Genomic DNA, 13,519 nt, shown 5'->3' on the forward strand with positions numbered 1-13,519 from the left:
TGGTTGTCATTTAATAGAATATAACGAAACTATTTTATTTCACCCGTATTATCACCGAACTTCAGATAAACTTTCTGTCCCATTGTACCTTCTACAGCTTCCTGATCGCTTCCGTTTCCACGGTAAGCAATCTTTCCTGCCAATACAATAAACTCAGTTTTCCACCAGTCCAGATTCTCTTTCGGGTGCACACAAATACGAACTTTATCACTTGCGCTAAATGCCGGCGAAACAAACTCTCCATCTGCTGTTGACGGAATAGTGAATAAGTCGTTCTCTGTCAGTTGTTCTGCCCAACCTCCCTTCGCAGTACCTCCTATCAGGTAAACATGCGGAGCATAGAAATCGACCGTTTTCTCATTACCTACAACAGATACATAAACCAAATACCAGCCGGCTTTTCCTATTTTAATATTACCACCCGAATCACTCAATCCGGCACGCGAAATAGACTCTTCCGAGATCGTAACAAAACCAAAGTCATTTCCCCAACCAGCTTGCGGAGCAAACTTCACTTCTTCATCAATATCAAAATGGTAAATCCCCCAGAATGTACCCTTGGTACTATTTACCGGAACAAATGGTATCCAAGCACCTCCCCAACCATATCCGCTACCGGTCATATAGAGTTCGGATGGAGCACTATTGTCTTTTACGGTATAGCGATAGTTCGTAACATCTAAAGTTATCTTCATTTTGCCTGCGGCATGTATTTTAATAGCTTGGGCATTGTCCCAGTATATAAAATTTTCTTCCGATGTATCACCATCCACATTGCTTCCCAGAGCCTTAGTCCAGTCTATCTCGTCCGTTATTGCAGCAGCAGGAAATATCTTAAAGTTTTGATCTTCCAACTCTGTTTCAACCTCTAGCGTATAGAAGTTTTCCTTTGTCGGATCTTTGGTCATAGCTAAAGCACCCTCAGCATTCCAACCTCTAAAGTCGCCAACTATATAATATCCAACGGGATCAACCTCGGGAGTGGGTGCAGGCTTTAGCTTAATAGCCAACTCGTTACCAGAAAGTAGAATGGCCTCTCCATTTGAAGCAATTGCCACCGCTTTAAGCGTAAGTTTCAACTCTCGCTCTACACTGGCGCGACTTTGATAAGCCAGTTGAGTTACACTATCCAGTTGAGCCAAAGATACTTTCATAACATCAGCCTCTTGAGTAAAAGGTAGCGTATAAGTATCATTCAAAGTTACTGATTTGAACGAGATCACACTCCCTTTATCAGCAGTGGACGATACTAACTTAACTATTTCTACAGAATCAGCGGTAGCTGTTCCCATATCGATGTTAGCATCTTTACCAGCAGCAAACACAGCGGTCATCTGTGAAGTTGCATCTTCCTGGGGATTGGACTGGGGGTCAGCCCAGTCCTTATAATCTTCATTACATGCGGATAGTCCTGCCATTGCCAGAAACATTCCTACGTATATCAATTGTTTTTTCATGTTGAATCTCTAGTTTTAAGATTAATTACTGCAATTTTCCCGTACCGGTAGTAAAGTTCAGAAGAATGACATTACCGACTACAGGTTGTACAGAGTACTCGGCTCCCATATCACTGCTCCAGCTCGTACCTATATTGTTATTTTCGCGATAGAAAATTGTACCGTTATGAAGTGTAAACTCAGTTCTCCACCAGTCTATATCGGTCTTTACACACAAACGAGCTTCACCGGTAGCGATCGTGGCAGGGGAAACGAAATCTCCATCCGCCTGAGTTGGTATAGTAAACTTCCAATTTTCATTGTATTCCCATACTCCACCATTCGTTTCACCGAACAAATATACTTCACCCGGATAGAACATAATATCAAATCCATACTCACTACCTTTTACGGCCACTTTGATATAAACGGTGTACCAGCCGGCTGTCGGAACAAGTATATTGCCATTACTAGCTGCCGTCAAACCGGAGTTTGCTTTGTCTTCCAACTTAACACGGGTATCATCTCCACCTATATATTCATTCTCTTTCGTACCGAACTTGAATTCTGCATTCTCTTCAAAATAGACCAATGCCCAGAACTGACCGTTTAGTCCAGATGCCTTTGCCATAGGCTTCCATACACTCCAATTGTTCAACATTGAACCAACGAGTAACATATTCTCAGGCAATTCCAATGTCTTTTCATTGGTACCCAATACGTTCATTCCGATCACATTCGATAAGCATACTCCCTTATTGCTACCTGTTATAAATGCTTTTAAACGAACGGATATACTTACCGGCTCTGACGGAAGAGGTTGTCCTTCGTTCTTTACCGACCATAGCTCTAAAAGAGCAGCATTCATATCGGAAGCAACCACTTCCATTTTAGCTGTAGAGTACAAGGTTTCCAATGAAGCATAGTTTGCTTTGGCATCACTTGTTTCTTCCGTAAACTCCGAATCCAATGATATCTGAACCGTATAAGTGGTGGAAGCCGGAAAACCATAATCAGGTTGTGAGCAAGTTAGTTCCACGCTTTTGCCATTCTTCAGGTCGTATACATTATTGACCGCATACGGCGGCACATTTAATACAAATGAAGTCGGCTCATTCAATATCGGATTACTCTCATCATCCGTTTCGCATGCAGTGAACATCGGCAAAGCGAATACTCCGAGTAGCAATATGTTGAATATCTTTTTCATAATATACATACTTTTAATGTTAATTCTAAACGACTAATTAATATCCTGTATTCTGCGTCATATTCCTATTATTGTTCAAATCCGAAACAGGAATAGGATAAACATTGTAGAACGAAGATACGGAAGTACCATTCTGTACACCACCTTTCCAGTCCCAGAGATATTTACTGGTCGTATACATACCGAAGCGGACCAGATCCGAACGACGACGTCCTTCCAGATAAAACTCACGAGACCACTCATCGATAAGCTCTCTTTCTGTCAATGTCTGAATTTGTTTCGTACAATTAGCACGCTCACGAAGTTTCTTGATATCTGCCAACGCACCATCTTCTCCTAAGCGGAACAATGCTTCTGCACGAGTCAGATAAGCTTCAGCCAGACGGAACAAAGGAATATCCGTATCCGGGAATTCGGCATGATGGGTTGCACCTCCGTCCGAACGGATATTTTGCCATTTTACGATAGACAATCCATCAGTAAATGTAGTAATGGCGTCTGTCTTAATTTTACGAATACCTCCACCGATACCGGAGTAAAATAGAGCTCGATCATCACCTGCTGCTTGAATCATATCAACAGTCCGAGTTCCGTATTGCTCATCAAAAGCATCTATCTTCTCATCGGAACTAAGTTCACCTGCTCCTGGCTTTTCAACATTGCCAGGCAACATAGGTACATTTTCCAGATTGGGGAAGAACTTCTGAATCAAGGCTGCACGGGCAAAGATACAACTCCATCCATTGGTAGTTCCTATACGTGGCATTCCGGCTATACGCGTAGCATTGATAACACAAGACGAACCACTATGGCTGCGAATTTTCACTCCGTCTTGGCGGATAGGGAAAATAATTTCCTGCATAGCTTTGGCATTCTCATCGTTATCAGCCATAAAGAGTGCATCGTACCGAGGAGATAATTCATAACTCGATTCAATCACTTTGGTAGAGAAATCTCTGGCTTGTCCATAGTCTGCCTGTCCGGTATAAACTTCCGCATTCAGATACAAACGGGCACGCAATAACCAGTTGGCTACTTTATCTGCGCGACCGAAAGGTGCCTGACGAGGCTCATACATATCCACTTCACACTCCTTCAACTCATTCTGTATGTAGCTATATAGGTCACTTCCCTTCTTCTCTATTGGAAGTTCGTTGTTGAAATGTTCTTTAAAAGGAGCCTTTCCGAACAAATCGAGGAAGTAGGAATAATGCAATGCACGCAAGAAGCGTACCTCAGCACGTTGACGCAGTGACTCCGCATCTGTTTTACCCTCTGTATTATCCAAGAAAAAGTTTAGCTGAGTAATGTTATAACCCAGACGGTATATACCCATTCGGTACGTTGACTTGAAGAGTTCCAGGCTATATTCGTATACTGCGGGATGTCCACATTTTCCTGCCATGCCCATACACACTCGTCAGACGATAGCTCGTTGCAATTAAAGATGGTACGATAGAAACCGGACTCTCCTTCATCCTGTCCATCCAAGTCAGCAGAGCCGGCGGGTCCCTGTTGCCCGGTTACTCCCAATAAAGCATAGGTTTTTACAAACACCGAATTTTGATCAAAGCTCCCACTAGCCTGAGGATCGATCGGGCTGATGTCCAAGTTATTGATGCACGAGGCTGTTCCCAACATAGCAGAAACAATCAGTGCAACTGATAATGTCTTTTTTATATATCTTGCTTTCATAATTATTCTGATTTAGTTACGATTAGAACTGAAGACTTAAACCCAACAAGAAACTCATCGCTCTTGGATAAGGATTGTTGTCTATACCACTTCTCACTTCGGGGTCAAGTCCCTTATATTTAGTTATAATAAATGGGTTCTGAACAGTTGCGTAAATACGTCCGCCAATCCCTTTATACCCGTTATAATTAAACAAATCAGCGAATGTATAACCAAGGGTAATATTATCACAACGTACAAAAGACGCATTCCGGACAAAGTAATCACTCATCGCATAGTCACCTGCACCGGTAAAGCCCAAGGCTACCGCTTCGGCAGTTGTATTCGAATACGCGTTATTTGAATACAGTCCGGTAGTACTTACATTAGCCCTATTGCTCAAGAAATCATAATACACATAGTTATTCAAACTTGCCCGAAGAGCAAAACTGAAATCCCAGTCCTTATAAAGCATCTTTGAGGTTAATCCCATCATGACATCAGCGGCCGGTTTCTTATACATGTATTTATCGGCACTGTTTATTTTGCCATCACCATTACGGTCTACAAACATATTCTCAATCGGTTTTCCGTTCGCGTCATACACTTGTTGATATACGTAATATGAGTTGGCAGCATACCCAACTTTGTTGGCTTGTATCTTGGTATTGTTACCTCTGGAGATCTTATCACCTGTCTCTACATAATAATCACTATCGTCTCCACCGGTCAATTTGGTAATCTCATTATGATTCCAAGTCACGTTATAGGTTAGATCCCACGTGAAATTCTTCGTTACCACAGGCTTTGCGTTTATCGAGAATTCCAATCCATAATTCTTTAGCGAACCGATATTTTGCATCATTTGCGCATTAAAGTTCGTTCCTACCGGAATCTTCACTGTGTTCAGCAAATCATCTGTTTTACGATAATACCCGTCTACAGCACCTGCAATCCGGCCATTCAGGAAACCGAAGTCCAAACCGGCATTCCAGGTCGTTGTTTTTTCCCATTTCAAATCCTGGTTAAATGCCTTCGGACGCAAGGTCGGATAATAGACATCTCCAAACGCATATTGAGCATAATCATTGCTACTTATATAGAGAGGTAGATAAGCAAAATCGTCACCTATATCCTGCTGTCCGGTAATACCCCATCCTAAACGGAGTTTCAAATCGGAGAGATAATTGATATCTTTCAGGAAATTTTCTTCCTTTATCTTCCATCCTAAAGCTAGTGACGGGAATGTTCCCCAACGATTATCTTCCGAGAAGCGCGAAGAACCATCAAAGCGCATGGTGAAAGTAAGCAGGTAGCGATTTAATAAAGTGTAATTCAATCGCCCAAAATAAGAAACAAGTGTATTCCGGGTCGCATAAGCTGTTTGTTGACGCAAAGAGGCGTCAACAGCTTCTCCTTTATAATAATCCCAACCTTGCCCTTCATCAAATCCATTGCGATGAAAGTGTTGTTCCTCTCCACCGATCATTACATCAAAGTCGTGAGAACCTAAAGACTTAATATACTGAGCGTAGATGTTATAGGAAAGATTATATTTATATTGTGTCGCGGAACCGTCCCAACCATAATAGTTGTTAGAAAACGAATATGGAGAAACCAGCGTCGTTTGAGTACCTTCCGCATATTCACCACCCACACTGGCATGTACATGAATGTCTGGGAAGAAGTGCAACTTGTAATCAACATCTACATTTCCAACAAAGTCATTACTATTCGCTTTGTCATTCCTTAACTCCAATGCAGCCAAAGGGTTTTGAGCTGATTGTTTATTCACCGTATATTTCCATTCCGGATCACTAAAACCTGAACTATTCAGTATATTCTGCCAATAACCTCCGGTAAATTGGTAAGCTTCACCACTATCATAAACAGGACGTGTAGGATCGGCAGCAAGTGCCCCACCAATTGCAGCGCCAGTATCGGCATAACGGTTTTTACCGTTCATATATTTAGCGTTGATATTGAACTTCAAATAGTCGTTAAAGAACGAAGGAGACAGACTAATAGAAGCCGTCAGACGTTGAAAATTAGAAGTTTTCACAATACCACTATCATTCGTGTACCCTAAGGAGATACGATATGGCACATTCTTAAACCCACCGGTTACAGATACGTGGTGGTCAGTACTTACAGATGTGCGGAAAATCTGATCTTGCCAGTCTGTATTGGCTGTACCTAGTTCTGTAGGAAGTTTCCCACCCCATAACTCAGATGCGTAAGCCCGATACTCATCACCGGATAATACATCATAACGTTTCTGAGTGGTAGATAAACTGACATAACCGTTATAGCTGACTTTAGGTGCTTGTTTCCCTTGACCTTTTTTAGTGGTTATAATGATTACTCCATTGGAAGCACGCGAACCATAGATCGCAGTTGCCGAAGCGTCTTTTAATACGGTAAATGTTTCGATATCGGCAGGGTTTACCATTGACAGACCGTTCGACATACCTTTGATACCCTGATTATCGATAGCCAAACCGTCGATTACGATCAACGGATCATTGCTGGCATTCAACGAAGATCCTCCACGAATGCGGATCTGTGAACCTGCGCCCGGGGTTCCGTCATTCGAGATAACACTCACACCGGCAACTTTACCGGCTAACATATCTTGTGCGTTTGTCGTAATACCTTTGCTCAACTCATCCGGTTTGATGGCTGTAACGGAACCTGTTGCATCGTTCTTCTTAACGGTACCATAACCGATAACCACTACATCTTGCAGTAATTGTGAGTCGTCTTTCAACGTTACATTCACAACCGGGGCAGCAGCCAATTCCACAGCCTGGTAGCCTACAAATGAAATTACAAGAACAGCCCCTCGATCGGTCTTCAACTGGAAGTTACCATCGAAGTCGGTGATAACTCCGCTTTTTGTACCTTTCACCAGTACATTAGCACCGATTATCGGTTCGCCAGTTGCGTCTTTTACATGCCCCTTCACCGTTATTTGCTGGGCAAAAGCTCCGACGGAAAGGAATAACCCTACCATGATCATGAGTAGGGATCTCAACATAAATTTCTTTTTCATGTCCTTAATTTAAAGTTAATTTTCTACTTACAAACAATTTCTCTTAAAATACCTATCAAAAATGGAATTCCTAGCTGTTAGACTAGCTGAAAGGGTGGGGATAAGGGATTTTATGCTCTTCTCCCTCCCCTTATCAACCAGTCAACGCCCTCTCTCAATCACAATCTTTTTACCCCCTTTACCTCTGATTTATCTTTAACCTCTTTAATACTGATTGCATAACCTCCACCGTTGGCAGCATGCAGACTTAGTTTACTCTTAGCTGTCAAGATACCTTTCTTAATCGTATACGCCTGCGGGTTGTCTTTCCAATCGGCATCTTTCGCATCGGCATAAACTGTGGCTACGTATTGCTTAGCCGGATCCAAGAAATCAAATACTAATTTAGAAGTATGTCCTCCTTCGCCAGCTGTACATCCCACATACCAATCGCCTGTGCCTTTTGCTTTACGGGCAATGGTAATATACTGTCCCGGCTCAGCTTCCAGATAGTTACTCTCGTCCCAATCCAAAGCGACATCTTTAATAAACTGGAAAGCATCCATGAAGCGCTCGTAGTTTTCAGGAATATCGGCTGCCATTTGCAACGGACTGTACATCGTTACGTACAATGCCAATTGGCGGGCAATGGTGGAACGTACTTGCGAATTATTTGCCGGATTCATCCGGTTGCAATGCGTTTCGAAGATGCCCGGCGTGTAATCCATCGGTCCGCCAAGCAGACGGGTAAAAGGTAGAATCGTAGTATGATTCACCTTATTGCCACCGAATGACTCATATTCTGTTCCACGGGCAGATTCGTTTCCGATCAGATTCGGATAGGTACGGTAGACTCCTGTAGGACGAACCGCTTCGTGCGCATTGACCATAATCTTATAATCGGCAGCCTTCTTCACAGCATAGAGGTAATGGTTATTCATCCATTGACCGTAATGATGTTCGCCACGGGGAATGATATTGCCTACATAACCGCTCTTCACGGAATTGTAGCCGTTGTCTACCATAAACTGATAGGCTTGATTCATGTGACGTTCGTAGTTGCGAACAGAAGCTGAAGTCTCGTGATGCATCATCATCTTAATGCCTTTGCTTGCTGCATAGCGGTGAATCTCTTTCACATCAAAATCGGGATACGGAGTAACAAAGTCGAATACATAGTCCTTGCTATTGCCGAACCAGTCTTCCCAACCTTCATTCCACCCTTCCACAAGCAGTGCATCAAAACCATGGGCTGCTGCAAAGTCAATATAACGTTTCACGTTTGCTGTATTAGCGGAGTGCTTGCCATTCGGCTTGGTCTTCGTATAGTCTGTTTCGCCAAGTTTCACGCTAGTCAGCTCGTCTGTGTAAGCCCAAGAGCCTTTACCGGTAATCATATCCCACCATATTCCAATGTACTTCACCGGTTTAATCCAAGATGTATCAGCAATTTTACACGGTTCGTTCAGGTTCAGCGTGATGCGGGAAGCCAAAACTTGACGGGCATCATCACTTACAATAATCGTACGCCATGGAGACGTGCAAGGAGATTGCAAGTATCCCTTATCGCCTTTCGCATCGGGAGTCAACCAAGACTCGAACACCATATTCTTATCATCCAGATTCAAATGCATGCAAGAGTACTCGATCAGAGCTGCCTCATGCAAGTTGATGTATAGTCCGTCATCCGTCTTCATCATCAGTGCAGTCTGTACGCCTGTTGGCGAGAAAGGAGTCTGCGAAGAGTTCGGAGTGATAGCCTCTTTCATCAATCCCCTGATTTGCGACAGACGAGAAGTAGTATAGTCATATTCCTGTGTATCATAATCACCCGGCAGCCAGAAAGCCGTGTGGTCACCTGCCATTGCAAACTGCGAATGTTCTTCTTTGATGATGAAGTAATTCAGGTTCTTCTGCTGCGGAAATTCGTACCGAAAGCCCAATCCATCGTTAAACAAACGGAAGCGTAGTACAAGTGTCCGTTCATTCATCGGTTGTTGCAAAGTCACCGCCAACTCATTATAATGATTGCGGATGTCCTTTTCTTCCCCCCAAACCGGTTGCCAAGTCTCGTCAAATGTAGCTGTCTTCGTATCTTTTATTTCGAAGCCGCTATATAGATTCGTTTTCGAATCAAGCTTAGTAAGATCTCTACGGTCCACCCAATCAAAATCAGTCCGGGCTGCATCCTCTCTTTTCAACTCCAATCCTAGCTTACTAGGTTTTATCACCGCCTTCTCTTTATAAGTAAGGTCGTACACCGGTGCTCCTTCGCCATTCAATTGGAAGGTCATCACCAAGTTCCCATCGGGCGAAGTTAGCTTCTGCTGTGCATTCGCCATAAACGATACACAAAGCAGCGCAATCATCGATATTTTCTTTTTCATATTCATATAGTATGGTATTAAATTATAGTGTTACTCGTTTTTCATAGTCCTTTAGTGACTAGAACTAAAATAAGTATACTCCCCTGCTCTCCAGCGTTAGTTCGTTACTTAACTCGATCTTTCTGCCCGTAAGTACATCGGTTGCCGTAGTTTTCGGAAGCATTTCCCGATACGGAGTCAAGTCGATCGATGCTTCGCGATCATTGCCGTTTAGGAAAACGACTACCGACCGGTTGCCTGACTTACGTTCGTATGCATAAACCCCTTTGTTGGGTGCCACATGTTTCAGTGTACCTTTCGCAATTACTTCATTCCCTTTTCTCCATTGAAGCAGTTTCTGCAAGTACGCAAACGCTTCGTTTTGTTTTGCCGAACGCTGCTGGCTGTCAAAGCAATTGACCGGATCACCTGCCATCCGCCGGGGAAGTCAGCACGTAAAGACCCGTCACCATCTGCTTTATCAGCAGCCATCAATATTTCTGTACCGTAATAGATTTGTGGAATACCGCGTGTAGTCAGCAGAAAAGCCATTGCCTGTTTGTAGCGATTCAAGTTCTTCGTATCCGCATCCGAATGGTAGAAACGGGAAGTATCGTGATTGTCGAGAAAAGTCAGCAGATTCATCGGATCAGTATAAACAACATCCTGCGATAAGTATTCGTAGAGACGGAAAAGTCCCCCATTCCAATCGGTTGTTTCTTCATCAAAAGCCCGGTTCATCTCCCCCATCAACGGGAAGTCCATCACAGTCGGTAAGTAAGAGTTTCGGGGATAGGCTAGTTTGCTATCTTTCTGCCAATATGAGATAAGCACATTGCTCCCCAGCCAAGTTTCGCCTACAATATTGAAGTTAGGATACTCAGCATTCACCGCTTTACACCAGTCCGCCATACCCTCAAAGTCGGCATAAGGATGCGTATCTTGACGTATTCCGTTAATTCCGGCGTACTCGATCCACCAAATACTATTCTGAGTCAGGTAGGTTTCTACATGGCGGTTGCGTTGATTTAAATCCGGCATCACCTGTGTAAACCAACCATCGATGGCCAACTTCTTGGCATATTCGGTGGCGTAGTTATCCGACTGGGTAACTGTTTGAAAGGTTGTCTGTACATATTCTCCCTTAAAGTTGAACCAATCTTTCGAAGGCATATCTTTAAATAAGTAGTTTTCGCTTCCGCAATGGTTGAATATCATATCCATAACCACCTTTAGCCCTTTGGCGTGCGTACGGTCAACAAACTGTTTGAAGTCTTCATTCGTACCGAAACGGCGGTCTACCTGATAATAATCAGTAATGGCATACCCATGATACGAGCCTTCTTGCATATCGTTCTCCTGAATCGGGTTTAGCCAGATAGCCGTCACGCCGAGGTCTTCAATATAATCCAGATGGTTCTCAATCCCTTTCAAGTCGCCCCCGTGACGGGCAAATGAGTTGTTCCGATCGACCTTAGCTTCCAACATGCCCGGTACCAAGTCGTTAGCGGGAATACCGTTCGCAAACCGGTCGGGCATAATCAGATAAAGTACATCGCCTGAATTGAAACCTTCTCTATTCGCAGCACCCTGTTCGCGTTGTTTTATTTCATAAGGAATGGTAGTTTGCTTCTTCCCTTGTTTCAACTGTATGTTGAAAGTCTGCGGAGTTGCTTCGGATAGATCTATATATAAGAGAAGATAGTTTGGATTCTCCTGCTTCACCACCTCTTTTAGTACAATGTCTTTTGAAGAAATATAAACGTCCGAAGTCGAGATATTGTCGCCATAGAGTAAAATCTGAAGTTCCGGGTTCTTCATTCCAGCCCACCAAAAAGAAGGAGCGACTTTGTGAATGACAGCTGCCTGTGCACTTTGCGAGAAAGTGAAGAGTAAAACGATAGTTATAAATAGGTAGACTCTTTTCATACTATTAAAGATTTAATGTTTCGTGTCACATACTGGTAATGCAAATATAGACTTCTTAACTGCTCATTTCCGGCAGTAGAATAAAAAGTGAAGTATTTACAAGTAAACAAACGTTGATTACCAGCAAATTAACGACTAATCAAGTAGGTGAAAATATAAGTCAAAATGAAGCAAAAGAGGCAAAATAAAGCGTTTTTTCATTGAAATAAATTACTATAATTAGAGAAAGTTTATATCTTTGCAGTATACCTAATAAATAATGTATGAAAGCCCAATCTTATTTCTTTCTGTTTTTGCTATTTATTCACCCACTCACCTTGTCGGCAGACAAGGAAGACAATAAAAGTCTTCTTAAAGAATTAGATCGTGTCATAAAGCATAAAATAGAATACCAGAGCCAAAAGGAAAAAAGTATAAACAGTTTAAAAGCGCAATTGCTCCAAGCGAATAAAAACGAAGAGAAGTACGATTTATGCGGTTCTCTTTTCATTGCCTATTTGCATTATCAAGCCGATTCGGCACTGCATTACATTAATAAGAAAGCCGAAATAGCTCCCATGCTGAACCGTCCGAATTTAGAATGCGAAATATTCATCAACCGGGCAGAAGTGATGGGCGTAATGGGTATGTATGTTGATGCCCTCAACCAGTTGAAGCAAGTTGATCCCCAGAAGCTGGATAAAGCTCTTTTAGAATACTACTACCGAACCTATCGTGCCTGTTACGGTTGGATTGCCGACTATACCACGTATAAAGCCGAGAAGCTGAAATATGTGCAGCTAACCGATTTATACCGCGATTCCATCATGCTTACTATGGACCCGGGCATAGACAGAGATATAGCTTGGGCTGAGAAATGCATTGTAAACAGACAAGAAGACAGCGCTATTATGCTACTTGAGGATGCCTTGAAAGTATCTACCGACGAACGTCAGAAAGGATATATCTATTATACGCTTGCCGAAGCTTATCAAGTTAAAAACAACCAAGAGAAAGAAATATGCTATCTTACACTCACTGCTATAACAGACTTGAAGTCGTCCGTCAAGGAGTATGCCTCCCTGCAAAAGCTGGCTCAGCTGATGTATCAGCTCGGCGACATCGACCGTGCCTATAAGTATTTGAGTTGCTCGATGGAAGATGCCGTTTCGTGCAACGCCCGTTTACGGTTTATTGAAGTCACTCAATTCTTTCCAATTATCGACAAAGCCTATAAGGTGAAAGAGCAAAAAGAGCGCATCATCTCTCGGCACTGCTCATCAGCGTCAGCATACTGTCTTTATTCCTTTTGGCGGCCATATTCTACCTATACCGTTGGATGAAAAAGCTTTCGGTTATGCGTCGTAATTTAAGCATAGCCAACCGCCAACTCCAAGACACCAACAAAGAATTGGCGGAGACAGGCAAGATCAAGGAGGTGTATATCGCCCGTTATCTCGAACGATGCGTGACTTATCTGGATAAGTTGGAATTATATCGCCGCACGCTGGCAAAGATGGCGATGGCGTCGCGCATTGATGATTTGTTTAAAACCATTAAGTCGGAACAGTTCATTCAAGATGAACGGAAGAACTTCTATACGGAGTTCGATAAGTCGTTCCTCGAACTCTTTCCGTATTTCATAACCTCTTTCAACCAACTACTTTTGGAAGAGGAACGAATCGAACCAAAACCCGGCGAGTTGCTGACTCCCGAGCTTCGGATCTATGCATTAATTCGTTTAGGAGTGACCGATAGTAATCAGATTGCCCATTTTCTGGGCTATTCACTGGCTACGATTTACAATTACCGGAGTAAGATACGTAACAAAGCTATCGGCGATAAAGAGAAGTTTGAGCAATGTGTGATGAATATATAATTCATCACACAA

At 42.8% G+C, this 13,519-nt stretch carries 4 protein-coding genes and 3 pseudogenes; 1 reads left to right on the forward strand and 6 read right to left on the reverse strand.

From position 1 onward, the window contains the following. Positions 1-29 precede the first annotated feature (29 nt). The 6 genes and pseudogenes from JCM10512_RS07445 to JCM10512_RS07470 all read right to left on the reverse strand — a co-directional run bounded on the left by JCM10512_RS07445 (position 30) and on the right by JCM10512_RS07470 (position 11,649). Positions 30-1,457: an Outer membrane protein SusF domain-containing protein gene (locus JCM10512_RS07445; protein ID WP_044161823.1), complete on the reverse strand. Its 1,428-nt coding sequence runs from the start codon at positions 1,455-1,457 to the stop codon at positions 30-32. Between the two features lie 25 nt (positions 1,458-1,482). After that, positions 1,483-2,646, reverse strand: coding sequence for a SusF/SusE family carbohydrate-binding protein (locus tag JCM10512_RS07450; protein ID WP_044161869.1), 1,164 nt, complete (start codon positions 2,644-2,646; stop codon positions 1,483-1,485). 37 nt (positions 2,647-2,683) lie between these two features. After that, positions 2,684-4,341, reverse strand: a pseudogene (susD, locus tag JCM10512_RS07455) (starch-binding outer membrane lipoprotein SusD). A gap of 22 nt (positions 4,342-4,363) precedes the next feature. Next, positions 4,364-7,375: a SusC/RagA family TonB-linked outer membrane protein gene (locus JCM10512_RS07460; protein ID WP_044161826.1), complete on the reverse strand. Its 3,012-nt coding sequence runs from the start codon at positions 7,373-7,375 to the stop codon at positions 4,364-4,366. A gap of 158 nt (positions 7,376-7,533) precedes the next feature. After that, positions 7,534-9,747: a glycoside hydrolase family 97 protein gene (locus JCM10512_RS07465; RefSeq protein WP_044161827.1), complete on the reverse strand. Its 2,214-nt coding sequence runs from the start codon at positions 9,745-9,747 to the stop codon at positions 7,534-7,536. A 58-nt stretch (positions 9,748-9,805) separates the two neighbouring features. Further along, positions 9,806-11,649: pseudogene (locus JCM10512_RS07470) on the reverse strand (glycoside hydrolase family 13 protein). A 263-nt stretch (positions 11,650-11,912) separates the two neighbouring features. On the opposite strand from JCM10512_RS07470, the pseudogene susR reads away from it, so the two are divergent. Then, positions 11,913-13,507, forward strand: a pseudogene (gene susR, locus JCM10512_RS25225) (SusR family glycan utilization regulator). Positions 13,508-13,519: the final 12 nt, after the last annotated feature.

The sequence above is a fragment of the Bacteroides reticulotermitis JCM 10512 genome (assembly GCF_000517545.1).
In the GTDB taxonomy this organism is placed as follows: Bacteria; Bacteroidota; Bacteroidia; order Bacteroidales; family Bacteroidaceae; genus Bacteroides; species Bacteroides reticulotermitis.

Bases quoted from the DNA above. Each gene is read 5' to 3' on its own strand.
- JCM10512_RS07460 (WP_044161826.1), bottom strand. From the start codon at position 7,375: ATGAAAAAGAAATTTATGTTGAGATCCCTACTCATGATCATGGTAGGG.
- JCM10512_RS07450 (WP_044161869.1), bottom strand. From the start codon at position 2,646: ATGAAAAAGATATTCAACATATTGCTACTCGGAGTATTCGCTTTGCCG.
- JCM10512_RS07465 (WP_044161827.1), bottom strand. From the start codon at position 9,747: ATGAATATGAAAAAGAAAATATCGATGATTGCGCTGCTTTGTGTATCG.
- JCM10512_RS07445 (WP_044161823.1), bottom strand. From the start codon at position 1,457: ATGAAAAAACAATTGATATACGTAGGAATGTTTCTGGCAATGGCAGGA.